We start from the raw sequence: 20,530 nt of genomic DNA on the forward strand, positions 1-20,530 counted from the left end.
ATTCTCATAGGCTCATAGGCTCATTTTTTTTGGGTAAAAAAAGACTGCCCTACCATCTAAGATGGGGACAGCCTCTCTGTGGCGACGTACACACTTGTCAGCCAGTATTCTATATACTAACCCCTTGCCACCTTCGCTAATGAAGGCAGTTACCAACCCGGTAACAGGGCATTGCGATTCCATCAATTCATTTGCCAAACGACGAAAGCCCTACCTCTCTTCCATCCTTGCGGCTCCGATGACCGCGCCAGTGTGAATGCAAAATATACTGCAAAAAGCTCAAAATTCTACACGTTGGGTGATGAAAAAAATTGAATGAACTCCAGCGGTGAGCGGAGTGTACTTGTTGCGAGGAATCATATGGGGTTAAATCATACAAATATCACTATAACATATAGTGCGCTAAAAGTAAATCATTAACTTTCAAAATGAAAATTCGATTCCTTAGCACGAGTGTCGAATCAAATCACTTCATGGTATGATGGAAGAGTATGTGAGCCATCCCTAGGTTAGGGACTTCTATTCTGAATAGCAGGGGGAAGCTATGGAATATTCAAAGATGTTCCTGCTGAATTTAGGTATGCTGATCGCAGTGGCATACTGTGCGAACGTATTTTATAAATATGTACTGATCAAGGCCTCTACCGCTGTAAAATATGTGAGTTCTGTCCTGTTCATCATTTTGTGTGGCTGGATCAGCTCCGCATTCGGCTTTAATTTTAACGAGGAAGTTATCTTTGACCTCAGGTTCGTCCCGCTGATCATCGCCATATTGGTCTATCCTCATGCCTCTGTGCTAGTGCTGATCGGGGTGCTCACGGGACTGGTGCGCTTCACGCTTGGGTTCAATGAAGCCTCTATCGCGGGCTTTATCAATATGAGTATATTAGGAGTGCTTGGAGCCGGATTGAACTATTGGATGCGGCACTCCAGCTATCGACTTATCGTCAAGGCTTCCATTGTAATAGGTATTGTTAATATAGCGAATGTCATTAATATTGCGATATTCGGGGTTATCCCTACAGCCCATTATTTGGGGCATATCGTGCCCTATACGCTGCCGTTAGGCATAGTGTTAAGCTATCTGTTCGCATTGATGCTGCGTGATTTCCAAATGGATCAAAGGCGCAACCATCAGATTATCCAGGCCAACCGTCTGCTCTCAAGGCAGAGGGACGAGCTGCAGCAGGCCAAGCTGATTCTGGAGGAACGAGCCAAGCAGCTAATGATGGCTTCCAAATATAAATCCGAATTCATGGCAACCATGTCTCATGAGCTTCGTACTCCGCTAAATAGCATCATTAACCTTGCCCAGATTATTAATGAGCAGGGGAAGGAGATGGAGGAGGACAATCTTAAGCAGTATTCGGGTATTATCCATGCATCAGGGCAAGATCTATTGCAGCTGATCAACGATATTCTGGATCTCTCCAAGGTGGAAGCTGGGAAGATGGAAATTGTCATGGAGCCCGTCAATGTGCTGGAGCTCGGTCAGGTCATGATGGTGAATTTTGAGATTACTGCCCGCAACAAGGGCTTGATATTCCAGTTAGAGACCTCTGAGGATTGCCCGGCCCAGATGAATTCTGACCCGCAGCGTATTCAGCAGATTCTGCGGAACCTGCTGTCTAATGCGTTCAAGTTCACTCATGAGGGCAGTGTGACACTGAGTATCCATAAGCGCAAGCTTGTAGAGCCTGAACTCAAAGGTGAATGGGTTGTATTTGCAGTGAAGGATACAGGAATTGGCATTTCTTCGGAGAAGCAGCATTATATCTTCGAGGCCTTCCAGCAGGCGGACGGATCGATTAGCCGCAAGTATGGAGGGACGGGCCTGGGATTGTCCATTAGTCGGGACTTGGCGCGTCTGATGGGAGGCTTTATTCGCTTGGACAGTGCAGAGGGTGAGGGGAGCACGTTCGCGTTGTATCTGCCCCTCTACACGTCAGAGTCCTTACCATTAGAGGAGTCAGGCCGCAAGCAAGGATATAGGAAGAGGAGAAGACAATTGCATGGATCGTAAGGGATTGATTATAGGGGCGACAGGACTGGTAGGAGGCCTGATCGTAAGAGAACTGCTGGAGAACCCCGCCTATGCAGAGGTGAAGGTCCTTACTCGTAAACCGCTTGGCATCCAGCACCCCAAGCTGACTGAGCACATCATCTCGTGGGATGAGCTGGAGCAATCCGCTCATGTATTTGAGGGAGTGCATGATCTGTACTGTGCACTCGGCACTACGATCAAGAAGGCGGGGTCGCAGGAGAGGTTCCGGCTCGTGGATCTGGAATATCCACTGCAGGCTGCGAAGCTGGCACGACAGGCAGGGATCGTACAGATGCTCGCTGTCTCATCCGCTGGTGCCAATCCGCATTCACGAATCTTCTACAGCCGTACAAAAGGCGAGGCTGAGGAAGCGCTGGCCGAAGTGGGGCTGCCTGCATTGCATCTGTTTCGTCCATCCCTCATTCTGGGTGAGCGATCAGAGCGAAGAGCAGGCGAGCGGGTTGCTGCGGTCCTCATGAAGCTTACGTCACCACTGTGGAACGGAAGGCTGTCTGCTTATCGGGCCATTCCGGCGGCAGCTATTGCCAAGGCAATGGTTCGCATAGCTCTAGCGGGTGCTAGAGGAGTCCATGTGTACCCGAATGAAGTCATTCACGCGCTGGGCTCTGATCCGACGCATTGATCTACAACTATCGCTCGTGAGAACCGAACGAATAAATGGGAGTGCTCTGTCTAACCGACAGGTACTCCCATTTTGTTCAGATAATAGAATGTAAGTTTTCAGCGGAGCTGAACCATTCGATTATCGCAAGAAACACTTCAGCTAAAGGCGTTCTGTCTCACATCCATGGGAGAATCGGGAGGTTCGAAACTACTTTTGTAAAAAAATCTGTACTTTCCATGATGGTTGCTGCTAAAAAATGGGTATATATAGCATAGAAGACAAAAGATTATTTTTTTTGGCAATGTCAAAAAAATATAAACATATGTGACACTAAAGCTGAAGATGTAAGCCACGAGCCAGAGTAGGAGTGACAGGCCTAAAATCGTAAGGTCTTGGGCAAGAAACTTGATGAAAAGGAGGGGTATTATGGTGGATTTGAGAGAGATGGAGGGGAAAATCGAGTACTTTCGTGAAAAAATGTTAGACTCTGCACATCAGTTTGGCCGAACAGACGATCGAGTACTGAGAGCCTCCGAACAACTGGATGACCTCTTGAATCGTTACTGGTATGCCAAAAAACAATACAAAAAGCCTACAGCCTAGGAGGACAATGAGCAGACAACATAACGAAGAGGCCGTGGCAGCCTACATTGAACAAGTAAATATAGATTCCGGATAAGCGCAAGTTCACTGATTCTTGTTATTTTACGAGTCAGCGATACTTGTGCTTTTTTTCGATTCGATCCGAGCACTTCCGCCGAAAACAGACACCGAAAATAGTAAAAATAACAAAAGAAGTGGTTCCGTGGTCATGCTTTTCGACTTAGTAAAATTTGCCGTCGATAAATAGCTAAAAAGTTTCATTGACCCCTGGTTAATTCTTACATATAATCTCAATAAATTCAAAAAAATACACTGTCTCTATATATGCTACTTAGAAGGGGATAAAGCAACAATATCGACCACATGCGTATTGCAGCAGGGAAAGTGAATTAAAAGGTGATGTTCATATGTACTATGGTGGGAGGGAGCTAATGTGGAGGTTGGAAATAGACTGCGTTCGCTCATAGCGTCGTACTTAGAGCAGACGAATTGTTCACTTCAGGAATTCAGCAGACGCTGCGGACTGAATAAAGGGACTTTAAGTGCTATTTTGCGTTACCAGATTCCGAAACCGTTGTCGCTCAAGGAGCTGGACCGGATCACAGAGGCGATGGGGCACCCGGAGGGCGAGCTATACCCGATGTATCTGGAGGAGTGCGTTGTTGATAACAAATGGAAGCTGTCACGTCTGAAGCCTTATCTGCTGCAATGCGCACGCATGGGAAGATTGGATTGCATCCAATCGGCACTACCTGCTGTATTGGACGAGCTTGGGCATATCCCTGTTATTTTTGCAGTAGGAGAGCAGCTGTACCAGGAAGGGTATCATAAGGAATCGGCTCCATTCTTCGAGGCGGTGGCCGAGAGTGAGCAGTATCAGCATGCAGAGCGACTCGCACGTAGCCACTATCGTTTGTTCATGCTGCAACTGAGTGATGATTACGAGATGAACCTGCGCGCAGCAATTCGATTCGATCCATTCCGTAACCGCTTGCCGGAGGAAGAGCAGCCTGATGCTATGCTCCAACTGATTAATGTCTATTTCACACTGAATCGACTGGACCGGGTCCACGAGCTGGCGAATGAATTAAGCAACTATACTTACACCATGTATACATACGAATGCAAGAACAAGCCATATAACGAAGAAGAACGTACAACCAAGTATCCACTTGTGGTCTATTATGGCTACGCCTATCTGATGAAGGCAGCGGCGTGTGACAAGCAGAAGAAGTATCATGAGGCCAAGCAGTATACGCAGTACTACACAGATTTGAGCTGGTTCAAGGGATTGGGTGAGATGGGTAAGGCAGAGGTGCGCAAATTCAGCATTTGGGCCAAGGCCAACGGCTTCGCCTATGAGCTGATGACAGGCAATACAAGCGTATTGCCTGCTTACATTGCGTATATTGAGCATAATGAAGACGAGGTCCTGCCTGCACTGGAGAAGATTATGGAGGCTGCGAACCGCTATAGTCTGGACGTCAGCAGCATACTTGATCAATTCGAGGACCGAATCTCCACCTATATCGACAGCCAGCAAGCGAGCAGTAGCTATTATAATATGCACTTCACCCTCGAACGATTCGCCAATTTCTGTTATGAATTGTCATATTACTATTACCAGCAGCAAAATTTCGACCTTGCAGTAAAATATGTACTCCAAAGTTTGTCATCATCCATTAAAATGGGTGACAAGGCTGGTTTTATCAAATGTGTGACATTATTTGAAGAATTTAGACGGCATACACGTGTTGAAAATCAGCGGAGTTATGAAAATATGATCAGAGGAGTGCGTAAAAATGCGGAAAATGAAATGCTTTTTGTTACTTACGCTTAGTGCCGGTATTATATTCATTACTCCAGGACTAACAATTGGGACAGGGGCCGCCGGAAATATGGGGACCTATACACACGGAGCAGGCGGGTATTAATCCGTCGACAGTCGTAATGTTCTTGGACATGCCAATAGGATGATTGCAGGCTGAATCAGAATAGATGTCGTATGAGCAGGGTACCGGGCGTTTCGGTACCTTTTTCATATGGTAAGGTGAGGATAGCTTGTCCTACACCCTGAGCATAATGCTATAATAGGCTCAGTATTCAAAAAGATGACCGAAGGGAGTACATAATGATGAAACCTATTTCGACAGAACGCGCACCTGGCGCAATCGGCCCGTATAGTCAGGCTATGCAGGCAGGCGATTTTATTTTTACCTCAGGTCAACTGGGACTTGATCCAGCAACTGGTGAGTTCGGTCAAGGTGTAGAGGAGCAGGCACGACTTTCCCTGAATAATGTCAAGGCTATTCTGGAAGAGGCCGGCAGCAGCTTGAGCAATGTAGTTAAGACTACAGTGTTCCTCAAGGATATGAACGATTTTGCCAAAGTGAACGAGGTGTACAGCTCCTTCTTCGAGCAGCCATACCCGGCAAGAAGTGCAGTTGAGGTGGCACGCCTTCCAAAGGATGCTTTGGTGGAGATCGAGACCATCGCACTGAAGGGCTAATCGTTACTTAGATATAATACAGGAAAAGGGGACTGTCCGCGTAGTGATAAGACTACGGTGGATGATCCCCTTTTTTTGTGAAGACATTGGATGTGTTATTATTCAGCCGAGCTAGACGATTGAATCATTGATTCAATCATTCAATCAGCACAGATAACTCCGCTAATCGCGATCCTGACTACGGGCGAATAGCAGCCAGATGGAATAGATCAGGATCAGGGCCGCCAGAATAAGGGCTGCAAGATAGACGCTCTGCGTACCTCGCTGCTCGACGGCTATGGCAATATAGGCCCATACGAACACGAGCGGATAGATACTGTCCCTGTATGGGAAGCTGACCAGAATCGCCAAGGCTGCTCCTATGCAGAGGACAATGACGGCCCAGGTGCTGTCGCTCAGGCCCCAGCCACTCCATTGATTCTTCTCCAGTGTAATGGCCACGTTGAGAATCGTTGCGACAGATATCCAACCCATATAGAGGCTGAATGGGAGTCGTACGAACCATATTTCCCCGGAGCTCGGATAAGATACCCTGGTGGCACGATAGATTTTGATGAGTGACAGAAGCAGCAGGAGCATCACGAGGAGAGCGAGTTCAATATAGAGATTCTGCCACAGGAAAATCCAGGTGATATTGAACAGACAGCTCAGAATGAAGAAGACTCCGATGCTCTGTACAGAGTCCCGGGATTGGCCTCGAGGCAAAGCCTGATAGATCACGAATCCTGCCAGCAGCAGATAAATGACCGACCAGATCGAGAAGGCGTAGCCCGCTGGAGTAATCAACGTTGGATACATGTCCGAGACAGCCGATGTGCTGCGACCTCCGATCGGCAGTGCCATGGCCAGATAGTTGGTCACGATGACCGCAACATAAGCAATGATATTCCACCATTTAAAGGGATGGCTTCGATGCATTTCGAAATCCTCCTAACTGAAGTGAATGTTCGCTCCACGGTCATTTGCGATGACCAGCGGGTCAAGAATGTCTATTATGAATATACCCATTTTGCCCACATGTAACATATGACATGATAAAATGTTATGTTGGACAGGTTCATTTGATGATCATGAAATATAAAACTAATCTTTTCATACATGGAGGATCTATGGCTAACCAAAAATTCTATGTTGTCTGGGAAGGGAAGACACCAGGTGTCTATACAAGCTGGGCCGATTGTCAGAAGCAAGTGAGTGGTGTGACGGGGGCCAAGTTCAAGGCTTTTCCCTCCAAGGCAGAGGCGGAGAAGGCATTTGCCCACGGCTGGAAGGGAATCTGGGGTAATGTGGCGGGTACAGGCAAAGCTTCCTCGGGAAGCAAGGGATCGGCTGCAGGCAAGGGCACAGCACATTCCGGAGGAGCACCAGCAACGGACATTGATTATGACAGCATTTCGGTGGATGTAGGCACACGCGGAAATCCGGGGCCAGTGGAGTATAAGGGAGTCGATACCCGTACTGGTGAGGTACTGTTCTCTTGCGGGCCAATTGCCAAGGGGACGAACAATCTGGGCGAATTCCTGGCCATCGTGCATGGACTTGCGTATCTCAAGAATCTGAACAGCAACAAGACAGTCTATAGCGACTCGGTCAACGCCCTGAAATGGGTCAGACAGAAGAAGGCCGTCTCCACCTTGCCGCGCGATGAATCGACGCGAGAGATCTGGGATCTGGTAGACCGCGCGGAGCGGTGGCTGCAGAATAATACGTATACTAATAAAGTAGTCAAGTGGGAAACCAAGAGCTGGGGAGAAATCAAGGCGGATTACGGGAGAAAGTAGCTCCCCTTGCAGCGCAGTCCTTTCATTCGCGGGAATACTAGTAGGGCTGATCTCCCAAAAAAGCGTCTCCAGGATGCCGGGGACGTCTTTTTGGCGTCAGTATAATTTCGAAAGCATTTTGATTTGGCGGGATTTTCGTATATGATGAAGAGTAACAATTAGAGGCTGGACGGGAGATTGATATGAACCAACCGCTGTACGCAATTTGGCTTGGAGATGTAATGTTCTGCTTTTCGGGTGAGACTTCTGAGCCACGTGTCGATGCCTGGAGCAGTGTCGTACGAAGACTGAAGCTATCTAACGGAATACAACCTTTTCGGCAGGCAGCATTGCGGCTGGCTGAGCTGCGTGTGCCCAATGCTGGACGTGCGGAGCAATCAGGCGGAGGCAAGAGGCGAGCCATGCTCGGACGTACATTGGAAGGACTGGCACTGGAGCCTGCAGATGCGCTTGAGCTGCTGCTGCGCTTGAGTGAACAGGACTGTGCTGCTGCAGGTATCCGGGCAGGAGAAGAGCTGCCTTATTGGCGAACAGCGGCGCGGTTTGCGCTTGAACTGATTCATAGAGGCGAGGTTGTGCCAGGTATCCAGCAGGTGCAGTCCGGCGGTGCCAGACGACGCGGTGTGCAGGAATCTGCGATGGGTGTCTGGCAGCCACGACTCGAATCGGAAGAGGATATCGGTAGATTTCGTGAGCTAGCAGCAGCAATGCCTGCGATTGGTCTGTCTGCGCCAACGCTGCTTGCGAATCATGATCCTTCCTCTCGGGAAGAAGCCGCAGCGATCGTACTGCATTCCTTCATGTCCGCCATCATTCAGCAGGAGATGCGCAAGGCGACGGCGGAACGTGAGCGTGAGCTCTCCAGGCAGCGCCCGGATTATCGCCGCGGGACCTCACCGCTGGCTGATCTATGGTGGAACAGTCTGCTGACAGGTACGCGACCGATCACCATTCAGGGTACGCCAGCTGAGATGGAGGAGCTTCATGCACAGGTGGCTTCATTGAATGGAGCAGGTATTCCGCAGAGTGGGAAGGAAGAAAGAGAGCCTGAGGAAGGGAGCTTGCGCCTGTGTCTGCGTCTTGAGCCTCCTCTAGAGGAGGGAGCTACGAATTGGCAGGTGACCTTCTGGGCGGAAAGTGTGCTGGAGCCGTCCCTCCGTCTATCAGCGGCGGATATATGGACGTATGACAAGCCTGATCTTGAACGCGGGCATATCATTTATCGCCATCTTCGACTGCAGCTACTCATGAGTATGGGACGTGCAGCAGAGGTGTCGCGTGAGGTGAAGGGGGCTATGCAGAATCCCTACCCGGAAGCCTTCACCTTAAGCCCGGAGCAGTTCTATCCTTTCCTGCTCGAATCGGTCCCAAGACTACAGAAGATCGGTGCAGCTGTACAAATGCCTTCCAAATGGAGCAAGGAGGGACGCAAGCGCGCAGGCTTGCGTCTGCGTATGCGTGAGCATGCAGAGGGTACTGCGTTCGGGACAAACGCAGTGGAGGCCTCTCCACTAGGCATGCATCAAATTGTAGCCTTCGATGCCGAGGCGGTGCTAGGTGGGAATGTGCTGTCACTGGCGGAGCTTGAAGCCATCGCTGCAACTAACCTGCCCTATGTACACTTGCGAGGCGAATGGGTTGAGATTGATCCGAAAGAGCTGCGACAGGTACTGAGATACATCAAGAAACAGGAAGAGGGCGAGATGACTCTGGCCGAATGGATGCATTTGTCTGCCGAGCAGGACCCAGAGGAGGGCTCCGTCTGGAAGGGCATATCCATCTATGGCACTGAGTCGTTTGGTCTGCTGGGCTCGCTGCTGGAGGGCGGTGTGCTAAGATCTGTTGCCCCAAGGCGAGTACCTCCCCAACTGCATGGGCAATTGCGTCCATATCAGGAGCGTGGCTTTCAGTGGTTGTCTGCGATGCGTGATCTGGGCTTTGGTGTGTGCCTTGCGGACGATATGGGACTGGGAAAGACAATACAGGTAATTACCTGTCTACTCGATTACAGCCCGTCCAATAGCAGCAGGGGGCCTGCGCTGATTATCTGCCCGACCTCCTTACTTGGCAATTGGCAGCGTGAACTGCAGCGGTTCGCACCCGACCTGTCGCTATATATCCATCATGGGGGCCAGCGACTGCATGGTGAGGATTTCGTGAACCAGGTTACGGATCATGAGATTGTACTGACGACCTATCATCTGGCTGGTCGCGACGGGGGCGATCTATCAGCCGTATCGTGGTCCTCCATTGTGCTGGATGAAGCACAATACATCAAGAATTCCAGGACCAAGCAATCGCAGAGCGTTATGAAGCTCTCGGCTCCGCATCGGATTGCCATGACAGGCACTCCCGTTGAGAACCGTCTCAGCGAGCTGTGGTCGATCTTTCATTTCCTGAATCCTGGTTATCTTGGGAGCGCGACTTCCTTCCGGCACCGTTATACCGGTGCAGCGGAGGATCGACAGGAGATGCTACGTGAGCTGCATAAGCTGGTCTCGCCCTTCATGCTGCGCAGATTGAAGAGTGACCCCGATATTCGCAAGGACCTTCCAGAGAAGCTGGAGCTCAAATCATATTGTGTGCTGACTCCAGAGCAGGCGGGCATGTACAGAGGCGTCGTTGATCAATTGATGGGAACCTTGGATGGACAAAGTGGCATCGCACGCAAAGGCTTGGTCCTTTCCTCCTTGACGAAGCTGAAGCAGATCTGTAATCACCCAGCTCTATTGGGTAGTAAACGGGGAGAGAATGCCAAGTCAGAGGCCTCGGGCAAAATGGAACGACTGCTGGAGCTGATCGAGGCCATACGGGCCAATGGAGAAGCAGCGCTGATCTTCACTCAGTATGTAGCTATGGGAGAGCTACTGGTATCACGTCTGGCACGGATGTATGACGAGCGTCCTTCTTTCCTCCACGGCGGGCTGTCCAAGCAGCAGAGAGATGAGCTGGTGCAGCGATTCCAGCAGGGGGAAGGACCAGATATCTTCGTTCTCTCGCTTCGAGCAGGAGGCGTCGGTCTGAATCTGACACGGGCTAGCCATGTCATCCATTATGATCGCTGGTGGAATCCCGCTGTGGAGAATCAGGCGACAGACCGTGTATTCCGGATTGGACAGAACCGCAATGTTCAGGTGCACAAGCTGATTTGTCAGGGCACGCTGGAGGAACGGATTGATGAGCTGATTGAGAGCAAAAAGATGCTGTCCGAGCAGGTTGTCGGCTCTGGCGAGAATTGGCTTACAGAGATGTCAGATGAAGAGCTGCGAGGCTTGGTTGCCTTGCAGAATGATATTTGGTTGCAGGGGGAATGAAGATGCGAATAAGTCTGCAGGTGGCTGCAGGGACATGGTCGGCAGAGTGGAGCGATGAGCGGCAAGAGCAGCCTGTATGCACAGTCACAGGCAGGACGGAACTGCTTGCTCTCCCAATCCGGGAGAGTATACTGAACAGGCTGCGCGGCTTCCCCCTGGAGCTGTACCAGTTATTGCAGGGAGATGCATCTGAATGGATCAAGAGACAACTGCCGCCCCTCCTCATCCTTGAAGACTGTAGCTGTGGAGAGCAGGAGTGCAGGCATGCCACGGAGGCACTGGCTGTGCTAGAGGCTGATCCGTTGCTCAGACTGGAAGCAGCGGGGCTGTCGAAGGCGGAGCTATTATCTGGCGTATTTGACGAGTGGGCGAGAGACCGGGGAAGGGCGTCTGGAAGTAATCCTCTCGAACGACTCGCTGTCGATCCGTCTGGGGAAGGCAGACGAGGGGGAGGCGCATTCGGTGAGTGGATTGCAGAAGCAGCGGCCGAAGGAACCCTTCATCAGCCAGGCCCCGAACTGCATACGTTCGAGATTCGCTCATCTACAGGGCCGGTGTCACAGCCTGAGCTTCGTGATGTAGCCGCCCTGATGTCTCATCACCCGAAGGCGCTTCAGGCACTCGACATCGTTCGTCAGCATGCCGCTGCGAATGTGCAGGAACGAATTGGAGGTCTGTCGAAAAGAGACGTCTGATAGACGAATTAGGCTATAATAGGACTATATCCGTTACTCAGTTCATGGCATGGTCCTATATGAACATCGTGACTTATTCACAATTTGGATACAATGGGATGGTGCGATCTGAAGATCGAATATTCATCCTGACATAGATTAAGGAGCTTATCTCATGGAGCATATGAAACACCGCATGAGCGGTTATAAATCTTGGACAAGACTGTTGATTCCGGGCCTACTGGTGCCAGCAATGCTGCTAGGCGGTTGCGGCGAAGGGGGAGCCGGCAAGCAGGAGAGCGACAACCTGGCGGCCTCTCAAGGAGAACAAGGCGGAGAGCAGTCTGTACAGCCTGCTGAACCGGGGACAGATACACCAGCAGTTGACGGCAGCACTGACGACAACAACACGGAAGTATCCCCGGGGTCTGCTACTGGATCTACTGGTGCAGGACAAGCATCGGGAGAACAGCCCGCAGGTGGAGACTCAGGAGTAGGACAGGCTACAGGCGGTACGAGCTCGTCAGCAGCTCCGGTGCTGGCACAACGTCAGAACAATGCACTGCAAGCGACAGTACGGGAGCAGGGAAGCAAGGCTGTAGTGACGAACGCTGAGGCCATCGCTGTCATTGTGAACAAGCAGCGTAGCCTTCCAGATGGCTATGAGCCTAGTGATCTGGTCGAGCCGAATGTACCGTTCTCCTTCGACGGCCCTCATGAGAAGCGCCATATGCGTAAGGAAGCAGCTCAGGCACTTGAGGGACTCTTCGCAGCAGCAGAGCGGGATGGGATAGAGCTGCGCGCTGTCTCTGGATACCGGTCCTACAAACGTCAAGAGGCCATCTATAACAACAACGTGAAGACCAAGGGTGAGGCCTATGCATCACGCGTGAGCGCCGTCCCTGGTATGAGTGAGCATCAGACGGGCCTGTCCATCGACGTATCTAGCCCAAGTGTAGGGAATGCGCTGGAAGAGTCGCTTGGCAGCACCAAAGAAGGCAAATGGCTCGCAGAGCATGGACCTGAATATGGCTTTGTCATTCGTTATCCAGATGGCAAGGAAAGTATTACGGGTTATGTATATGAGCCTTGGCACATTCGATACCTTGGCAAGGAGCTTGCACAGGACGTAGCCAAGCTGGGACTGACGCTGGAGGAGTATTTTGACGAGGATCATATGAAGCTGTAGTGACACGAGAATTATTGGAAATATAGTGCACCGAGAAGCAACTGCATTTGCAATGAGACGAGGATCATCTAAGGTCATAGCGATCTAACAATAGAAAAAACAGGTCGGGGACAGAGCTCAGTTGAGCGGTTCTCGACCTGTTTTTTGTTCGCCTCACTGGTTGCAGCACCAGCTCCAGATAGCGGAACTGGTCACAAGTCAGGCTTGCTCTCGGGGCATAAGCTTATGCTCCGAGAGCAGGCCGCTTTTGTTCACATTGTCATTAGGACAAGCTAAGAACGGGACTAGGAAGGCTGTCGCTGTCCGTCACTCAGGGACAGGATTTCACGACGCAGACTCAGCATCTTGTCATCCAGCGCATTGGCCGCTTTGGCTGCCTCGGCGAGCTCAGTCACAACATATTCCGGTACCTGTTTGTCAAATTTGTAATACAGGATATGCTCCAGGCTGGCCCAGAAATCCATAGCGAGCGTACGCATCTGAATCTCGACCTTCATCCAGCGCTTGCCCTCGAACAGGATCAGAGGCACCTCTACAATGACATGCAGACTTTGATAGCCATTAGGCTTAGGATGAGCAATATAGTCCTTTACTTCTATGATGCGTATATCCTCACGGGTCTGCAAATGATCCAGCAGACGATAGATATCCTTGACAAAAGCACATACAATACGCATACCCGCTATGTCATGAATTTGGGATAACACGTTATCCACCGTGACTTCATATCCTTTACGGCGGACCTTCTCCAATATACTATGGGGCTCCTTGATCCGAGTCTTGATATGCTCAATGGGACTGAAGCCATCCATGAGCTTCCATTCGGTCTGAATCAGCTTGATCTTGTTCTGGAGCTCCTCCAGAGCGAGCTGGTACATGACGGGTATTTTCTTCCACTCCTCAAACTGCTTGGCGAGCTGATGATTAGTCTCCAGATGCTGCTGGAACTCATGAAGCGGGAGTGGGATTTGATTCAAGGTTGACGAATTGGATTCAGTCACATGCATTCTCCTAGCCGGCCGTACATGGAAGTTACATCGCAGCAGGGCAGTGCTGGCAATCAGTGTTCCCAAAAGGTAGATGGGCTTCACGATCCACGGCCTCGTTAAAGTGTGGTGACCTGCCAGATATCCTGTCTTGCTAATATTCAGCTGCGAATGATGTACTGCTGAGCGCTGTACACTGTCACTTTCGTATTCAATAGCCCTGCACGTGCCGTATGTGTTTTTTCGGGCTGTTCTTGCCTTAATTCTATTGTACACTAAGCCGAATCTTACAAGCAAAAGCTTCACGCTTAAAGTGAGCTTAAATTATGAAGAAATGTGCATAGCGTATGTGTGGAATCTGCTAAATGTATACATATAAAGTATCTCTGATGCTTATCTGGCGGGCACAGCACGAGTACCCGTCTGCATCGCTGCTGAGCATAGCGGACATGCCGGCGGTGCCTCCCGCGTCGTCTGTCTGGTGAATCCTGCTTGTTCTGCCTGGCTAGCTGTTCCTTGTCTGGTCTGACCAGTCTTTTGATGAACTGCTGACCCTCCGCTTAGGCTAGCAAAAGAGGCTGCTGATGCTCCAGATGCTCCCCGGGTGTCTTGTCGCATCCAGGCTCCGCAAGCCACATCCGGGCAGACCCACACCGGTATGGTGATGGTGCGGGGGCTTCGCCCTTCGCTAACTCGTTCCTTGACCTCCGGTCTTGATGTCGAAGGGCGAGAGGGTACCTGCTTGACTCCGTAGGCCTCCAGCAGAAAACGGGATACGGCGGCAGGCTTCCCATGATGAGATGCTGGAGACGTAATATACAGCATCTGCTTCGCTCGTGTGACCGCTACGTAGGCCAGTCGCCGTTCCTCTTCAAGCAGGGCATCCGTATCAGATAAAGTCGTGCCTGAAGAGCCAGCAGCTGCTTGACCTTGGCGTAGGTCCTCCGGTGCCTGGGAGGCTAGAGCCGAGCTGTGTGGGAGCAAGCCCTCGCTGGCACCGATCCAATATACGCAGGGAAATTCGAGACCCTTGGCACGGTGAATGGTCATGAGATGCAGTGCATCCCCGTCAGCAGCAGCCTGTAGCTGCTCCATTTCTTGATGACGCCTTGTCAGCTCGTTAGCGAAGCCTACGAAATCCTCCACTGTCTCGAAGCGCTGCGCAGCAGTCTCAAGCTCCTCCAGACTTTCCTGAATGGTCTCCTTGTAGTGTGTCCATGTACCCGGATCACCGCTCTCCAGATATTTATCATAAAATGTGCGTCGCATTTCCTGGATGGCTGCTACAGGCTTCATCCCTGCGAGATTCTTAATCAGGCGAATCCGTTCTTTGACTTGCTCATGCTGGAAGCTCTGCAGTCGATCCCAACGGGTCAGGTGAATGAGCGGATACTTCTTGGGCTGCTTGCGATCCTCCGTCTGAAGATACTCGATTCCTGACTCCCGAGGCACATAGAGGGGGCCAAGTACACTGGGAAGCGCCTCCTTCAGCCGAGGGTTCAGGGCCAGCCGCAGATGATCCATCAGCGGACGAATCAGGGACTGATCATAGAATACGGAGCTCGCACCATATTGGACAAAAGGAATCTCCCGCATGACTAACTGCTCGAAGATCGCCCGACTGGCGCTCGCGGTACGGTGTAGAATAGCGATATCAGCATAACGCAGCGTACCCTCCTCTACCTGCTGGGTCAGGTGCTGGATTACATGGGCGGCCTCCTCTTCCGCTTGAGCGGGAGTAAAGTATTGCGGCTCTAAGCCTCCTGGACCTGCGGACATGAGAGTCTTCTTCCGTCTCCGGCGATTCACAGCGATGATGCGTGAGCCCAAGCCGAGAATGCGAGGATCACTGCGATAATTAATATTCAGGGTAATAATCTTGGCTCCCGGATAGACGCGGTCGAACTCCAGAATCGACTCCTGACGCGCACCATTGAAGGTGTAGATGGTCTGGTCGTCATCACCTACGACCATCAGGTTGCGATGTGGGGCGGCCAATCTGCGTACCATTTCATACTGGAGCACGTTGGTGTCCTGGAACTCATCGACCATAATATAAGAGAAGCGCCGCTGTAGTGGACGCAGGATGTCTGGATCACGCATCATAGTCGCTGCCCGGAGCAGAATGTCGTCGAAGTCTATTTTATGACGATCCCGCTTCCATTCCTCGTAGCCCAGGACGACCTGCTTCAGATCAGCTTCCTCGGGAGTGGACTCAGGCAGCTCCTCCACCTGTCTTCCTTCTCCCTTCCAGGCAGACAGGGCAGACAGGATGGTCTCTGGCTGCATGGCATCACTTAACCGCAGACGACGCAGGAGCATTTTCACCACAGTATGCTGCGCCTGCGTATCTCCGAAGATCTCCTCTTGTACACCCTGATGTCGGAGCAGTGCGAGTGCAAAGGAATGGAACGTACGGGCTTGCACGGCTTTGGCAGCAGCGGGCCGAATTCCGGGTAATGCGGCGATTCGCTCTTTCATCTCGGCAGCAGCTTTACTGGTGAAGGTAACGAGAAGCAGTGAGGACGGGGCTACACCACGTACCGTAATAAGATAGCCAGCTCTGGCGGCGAGCACTGTCGTTTTGCCGCAGCCTGCACCAGCCAGGGTCAGAAGAGGTCCTTGTCCGTAGCGCACCGCATCAATCTGCGGCTTATTCAGCAGAATACCAGCCTGCTCCAGGGCGCGAAAATAAGCAGCATCTGGCTCGTGCTCGTGCACAAGCTCCCTGCTGGTATTGAGAGAGGCTCTGGAAGCCTCCGGCTGTGTTGTATGATAGGCAACCCCGAGTGGACGGGGGTAAAATGTACTTATGGGGTTCATACTGTGAAACCTCTTTCGTTTTCAAAATCTTCCATTTTCACATTCCAGCATACTTTTTGGTATGATAGACATGTTCTGAACAGACAGGCGCGACTTTCGAGCGAAAATTGCGTCCAACAACTAATATGAATATATAGAAATCCATTATAGCGAAGATTGGCCGCTTCCAACAGTAGCCTGGCAAAAGGGGATTACGTATACGACCTGACCAATAGGCTGACCCATAGCCCTGGAAATATAGTTAGGCTCATGCGGTGCAGGCGCCTGAAGGATGTCTGGCAGGTATATGGCTTGAAGAGGAACGAGGAGGATACAGATTATGAAATTTATTCAGCGTATTAAGGATGGGGCGAACAGGGCGACAGAGAAGGCCCAACATGCGGTTGAGATCGGGAGAATTAATAATCAGATTGACGCGATCCAGCAAGAGATGGATGTGCATTTCTTGCGGATGGGGCAGGTCTTCTACGAGGGCTACCGTTATTCCGATATGTCCATTGCTGAGGTGGAAATGACCCAGCTGTCCAAGGAATGTGATAAGCTGCAGGACGATGTGGATCGGCTGCGTGGGATTATTGCTGAGCTGAAGAACGAGCGGCTGTGCGAATGCGGTGCCTCCGCTGCACTGGACGCCAACTTCTGTCCGAAGTGTGGGCGCAAGCTGACGAATGACTTCGGTAGCTCGCCATCTCGCACTCAAGCTCATACTCAGGCCCAAGCTCAAAGTAATACTCAAAATCATACTCATGCCCATTCTCAGGCTGCAGTAGCAAGCGACATTTCCTCGATTCTGCGGGAGAGTGGCTTGGGCCATCAGGAGCCTATTCTGGAGAAGGCACCAGAGCAAGGGCAGGAGAAGCGCAAATTCGAGCTTCCGGAATTGGACGAGGATAGATATGATTATGCAGAACATGATTTCTCGCCTGAAGAAAAGGCGGAATTCGATGCAGAGTGGGAGCGTCGCCGACAAGAGGAGCTGGCTGCCAAGCAGATGGAGGAAGAGAAGCTGGCACGTGAACGCAAGCGTCAAGAGGTGTTGGATGAGCGAATCCGCTATTGGCAGGAGAACAATCAGACTGACGCTCAGGCAGCGCCACGCATAAATACGGATCGTGAGCTGGTACGCTGCCAAATTTGTACTGCTGAGCTGCCACAAGGCTCCAAGTGGTGTCCCCGCTGTGGTGCTGAACAAATCTGATGCAACTGGGTCCCTGCTGAGTAGGCAGGGATCTGTCGTTCGACAGCATGGAGGGACGAAGAGGATATGGAACGATTGCTGCATCATCTTAGAAATCTGGGATTTACCGAAATGGAGGGCAAGACCATGCTGGATCTTGCCCGATACGGAGCCTCCTCCGGCTATGAAGTAGCCAAGCGCCTGGGAGCCTCACGCTCGAATGTGTACGCCGCCTTGCAGCGACTCGCCAGCCATGGCTACTTGCGTACCAGTGAAGGAGAGCCTGTACGGTACAGCGTACTGCCAGCGGAGGAATTAACACGGATCATCTCAGGCCAGGTACAGGAATCACTGGAGGCTGTGGTAGAGGAAATGCCTCGTCCGGAGCCTGATAAGTCTCCCTTCTATAACATGGAAGGGGACAGGAACATTATTGATACCGTGCTGCGTGAGCTTCGTCGCTCACAGCATGAGGTCATTGCGGATGTGTCCCGCGAGGAAGCTGAGCTCCTTCGAGAGGAGCTTGCGCAGGCGGAGGAGAGAGGCGTCAAGCTGCTGTGGTCGTATGACGGAGGCGAAGCTCCGTCCGTGCGCTTGTTGCCTTTGGATACATTCGGCGAGATGACGCCTATGACGGGGCGCGCCTTCTCGCTGATCATTGACCGCCGCTGGTGCATACTCGGCACGAGGGACGGAGAGGGTCAGGCGCAGGCGGTTGTAACCGAGCACCCGGTGATGACCCGACTGCTGCTGAACCATTTTGCACAGGAAGTAATCTTGTTCGAGCTGGAGCACGATATGGGCACAGAGCTCTCGGCCCGCTACGGTCCAGGCTTCCGCTCCATTGTAGATAAATACACGCGCTAGTGCAGGCGCGTGCCCACCTCATTACTGCCACCTATGATATGTAATAGCGCTCTGCATACTCGCTGATAGTAGTCCATCTGACGAGGAACGAATTGATCTGCCGTGATTTGTCGATCTTCCAGTGAAGATGAACTACCTGCGGACTTGGCTTCCACATTCACACCTCGGGCTTGGACGATAGGCAGCCTTCCTTCAAATAAAGCCAGCATGTCCTCCAGCTCTGCTTCGTACAGTCCTGCTACTTCCTCTTGCTGAAGCTGGTACGCATGCAGTGGTCGTTGATCCAGTAGGCCAAATACGGAGCTAACCTCACGATCCACGAACGGTACTCCTTTCAGATAACCCTGTAGTTCCTCTCGTGTATGTCCTAAAGGAATCAATTCATGCAGCTCTGCCTTTACTCCCAACTCCTCCTGAAGCTCACGGGCGGCCATACTCATATCCTCTCCTGCGGTCAGGTGTCCAGCAGCCGTGATGTCATATAGATCCGGATAGGTATCCTTGGTGGACTGTCTTTGCTGGAACAGCAAATAGCTTCGGGCACCCTCCTGCCGAGCAATCCAGCAATGGAATGAATGATGCCAGTAGCCTAAGCGATGGGTGTCGTGCCTGCTGGCTGTGCCGATCCACCGATCCTCTTCATCATAGATATCGAAACGTTCCTCTGTCATGCTCGTAATCTCCTATGTGGGCATATTGTAGTTGTATGAGCTGTATAAGCTGTATTAGAAATGGGTCCTTGTTCTGATTAGGTGTCTTGTGTTTGGATAAAATACATAAATTTTTGCTAATTGCAGGGTAGTTCCCTTGATCAGAATGGTAAACTATAGGTAAGGGTCCGCTATAGGGCTGGTTATACATTATACGCCCATCAGCCTGCTTTGCCGAGTGTGGCAAGGGAATTACAGCTGGTTAACCTTCGCAGATCGGGGCAAGCTGGATAAGACTATGGAAGTGTATGTGACGAATTATGGTATTAAGGAGGTGGAAGTGATGGAATGTATCGTTCACTTTCGCGTTGTGCATGATGAAGAGGTCAAAGAGCTAAGAGGCTTAATCTTTACAGATGATGGGGCTGCACCGAATATGAATCAGCTGACAGAAATGTTCGGGAACATGGGCTACAACGTAAGAGCAGATCAGACGGATGAGCTGGTGTTCGAGCCGACAGATGCGAAATCTGGCTATAAGTATATCCGTGTGACGGAATTGGATACGGGGGAAGAGGTGTACAGCGAGGATCGCAATCTTCGTGCCCTGCTGGAGAACCTGTTGCCTAGACGCTAAGAAGCCAAGAGATCAGCTACAAGTCACTCATACAGCATGACGATAAGCGCCCGCGACGTGGTATGCTTCTCACAGACATGCCACGCCGCGGGCGTGTGATATTCGCCCGAGCTATACTGGACGAGCCGATCAGGAGCTGACGGACTCCTCCAGTTGGGAAGTGCAGTGGGAGCAGCGTACAGCCTTCACAGGAATCTCGGAGAGACAGTACGGGCATTCCTTGGTTTTTTTCTCGGGAGCAGGCTTGTCCTGTTCCTTACGCTTGAGCATATTGATGCCCTTGACGAGCAGGAAGATACAGAACGCGACGATAACGAAATCCAGCAGGACATTGATGAATTGTCCGTAAGCAATGACGGCTACACCTGCATCCTGGGCCTGAGCGAGGGACATTGAGCTGCCATCCGGGTTCAGGTGATTCTCATCCAGCGGATAGTATAGGTTGGAGAAGTCGGTATCTCCGAGAATTTTACCGATCGGCGGCATCAAAATATCATTTACAATAGATGTGACGATTTTGCCGAAGGCGGCTCCGATAATAACCCCTACTGCAAGATCAATGACATTGCCACGTACAGCAAACTCCTTGAATTCATGTAATAATCCTTTTCCCTTCATACACAGTGGCACTCCTTATCTTGAGATAATCGA

The 20,530-nt window shown here is 51.2% G+C and carries 17 protein-coding genes; 12 read left to right on the forward strand and 5 right to left on the reverse strand.

Annotated elements, in window-relative coordinates; translation table 11 throughout:
* The first annotated feature begins 544 nt into the window (after positions 1-544).
* The 5 genes from K331_RS0112165 (at position 545) to K331_RS0112185 (ending at position 5,781) form a co-directional block, all read left to right on the forward strand.
* The gene (locus K331_RS0112165) at positions 545-2,023 is read left to right on the forward strand and encodes an ATP-binding protein (protein ID WP_028590499.1); all 1,479 of its coding nucleotides are present in this window, start codon (positions 545-547) and stop codon (positions 2,021-2,023) included.
* The gene (locus K331_RS0112170; RefSeq protein ID WP_028590500.1) at positions 2,013-2,687 is read left to right on the forward strand and encodes an NAD(P)H-binding protein; all 675 of its coding nucleotides are present in this window, start codon (positions 2,013-2,015) and stop codon (positions 2,685-2,687) included. The genes K331_RS0112165 and K331_RS0112170 overlap by 11 nt, the downstream gene beginning before the upstream one ends.
* Before the next feature lie 408 nt (positions 2,688-3,095).
* A complete protein-coding gene (locus K331_RS31455; protein ID WP_169718335.1) occupies positions 3,096-3,272 on the forward strand; it encodes an aspartyl-phosphate phosphatase Spo0E family protein in 177 nt (58 codons plus the stop codon).
* Between the two features lie 433 nt (positions 3,273-3,705).
* Positions 3,706-5,112, forward strand: coding sequence for a helix-turn-helix domain-containing protein (locus tag K331_RS0112180; protein ID WP_028590501.1), 1,407 nt, complete (start codon positions 3,706-3,708; stop codon positions 5,110-5,112).
* Between the two features lie 291 nt (positions 5,113-5,403).
* Positions 5,404-5,781 (forward strand): RidA family protein, encoded by a 378-nt coding sequence (locus tag K331_RS0112185; RefSeq protein ID WP_028590502.1) that lies wholly within the window; start codon positions 5,404-5,406, stop codon positions 5,779-5,781.
* A 162-nt stretch (positions 5,782-5,943) separates the two neighbouring features.
* Here the strand turns inward: K331_RS0112185 and K331_RS0112190 are convergent, their stop codons facing one another.
* Positions 5,944-6,699, reverse strand: a complete 756-nt coding sequence (locus tag K331_RS0112190) for a tryptophan-rich sensory protein (protein ID WP_028590503.1) — start codon at positions 6,697-6,699, stop codon at positions 5,944-5,946.
* Positions 6,700-6,890: 191 nt separating this feature from the next.
* Between K331_RS0112190 and rnhA the strand changes: the two genes are divergently transcribed.
* The 4 genes from rnhA (at position 6,891) to K331_RS0112210 (ending at position 12,739) form a co-directional block, all read left to right on the forward strand.
* A complete protein-coding gene (gene rnhA, locus K331_RS0112195) occupies positions 6,891-7,562 on the forward strand; it encodes a ribonuclease H (protein ID WP_028590504.1) in 672 nt (223 codons plus the stop codon).
* Positions 7,563-7,744: 182 nt separating this feature from the next.
* Complete coding sequence (locus K331_RS0112200; RefSeq protein ID WP_028590505.1) at positions 7,745-10,876, forward strand: DEAD/DEAH box helicase; 3,132 nt, start codon at positions 7,745-7,747, stop codon at positions 10,874-10,876.
* Positions 10,877-10,878: 2 nt separating this feature from the next.
* Positions 10,879-11,571, forward strand: coding sequence for a hypothetical protein (locus K331_RS30975; RefSeq protein WP_051289809.1), 693 nt, complete (start codon positions 10,879-10,881; stop codon positions 11,569-11,571).
* A 154-nt stretch (positions 11,572-11,725) separates the two neighbouring features.
* Complete coding sequence (locus K331_RS0112210; protein WP_028590506.1) at positions 11,726-12,739, forward strand: M15 family metallopeptidase; 1,014 nt, start codon at positions 11,726-11,728, stop codon at positions 12,737-12,739.
* A 284-nt stretch (positions 12,740-13,023) separates the two neighbouring features.
* Here the strand turns inward: K331_RS0112210 and K331_RS0112215 are convergent, their stop codons facing one another.
* Entirely contained in the window at positions 13,024-13,746 is a 723-nt protein-coding gene (locus tag K331_RS0112215; protein WP_026281316.1) for a GTP pyrophosphokinase, read from the reverse strand.
* Positions 13,747-14,118: 372 nt separating this feature from the next.
* On the reverse strand, positions 14,119-16,548 hold the full coding sequence (locus tag K331_RS0112220) for an ATP-dependent helicase (RefSeq protein ID WP_028590507.1): 2,430 nt from the start codon (positions 16,546-16,548) through the stop codon (positions 14,119-14,121).
* A gap of 319 nt (positions 16,549-16,867) precedes the next feature.
* Between K331_RS0112220 and K331_RS0112225 the strand changes: the two genes are divergently transcribed.
* Both K331_RS0112225 and K331_RS0112230 read left to right on the forward strand, forming a co-directional pair.
* Positions 16,868-17,746, forward strand: a complete 879-nt coding sequence (locus tag K331_RS0112225) for a zinc ribbon domain-containing protein (protein WP_028590508.1) — start codon at positions 16,868-16,870, stop codon at positions 17,744-17,746.
* A gap of 66 nt (positions 17,747-17,812) precedes the next feature.
* Positions 17,813-18,592 carry a TrmB family transcriptional regulator gene (locus K331_RS0112230; RefSeq protein ID WP_028590509.1) on the forward strand — a complete coding sequence of 260 codons (780 nt, stop codon included), beginning with the start codon at positions 17,813-17,815 and terminating at the stop codon, positions 18,590-18,592.
* Here K331_RS0112230 and K331_RS0112235 read toward each other — a convergent pair.
* Positions 18,589-19,263 carry an NUDIX hydrolase gene (locus K331_RS0112235; RefSeq protein ID WP_028590510.1) on the reverse strand — a complete coding sequence of 225 codons (675 nt, stop codon included), beginning with the start codon at positions 19,261-19,263 and terminating at the stop codon, positions 18,589-18,591. The genes K331_RS0112230 and K331_RS0112235 overlap by 4 nt on opposite strands.
* Before the next feature lie 322 nt (positions 19,264-19,585).
* Here K331_RS0112235 and K331_RS0112240 point away from each other — a divergent pair, with 322 nt between their 5' ends.
* Positions 19,586-19,879 (forward strand): hypothetical protein, encoded by a 294-nt coding sequence (locus K331_RS0112240; protein WP_028590511.1) that lies wholly within the window; start codon positions 19,586-19,588, stop codon positions 19,877-19,879.
* A gap of 129 nt (positions 19,880-20,008) precedes the next feature.
* Here the strand turns inward: K331_RS0112240 and mscL are convergent, their stop codons facing one another.
* Positions 20,009-20,497, reverse strand: coding sequence for a large conductance mechanosensitive channel protein MscL (gene mscL / locus K331_RS0112245; RefSeq protein WP_028590512.1), 489 nt, complete (start codon positions 20,495-20,497; stop codon positions 20,009-20,011).
* Between the last annotated feature and the right edge of the window lie 33 nt (positions 20,498-20,530).

Origin of the sequence: Paenibacillus massiliensis subsp. panacisoli DSM 21345 (genome assembly GCF_000426545.1) — a bacterium.
GTDB classification, from domain to species: Bacteria; Bacillota; Bacilli; order Paenibacillales; family Paenibacillaceae; genus Paenibacillus; species Paenibacillus panacisoli.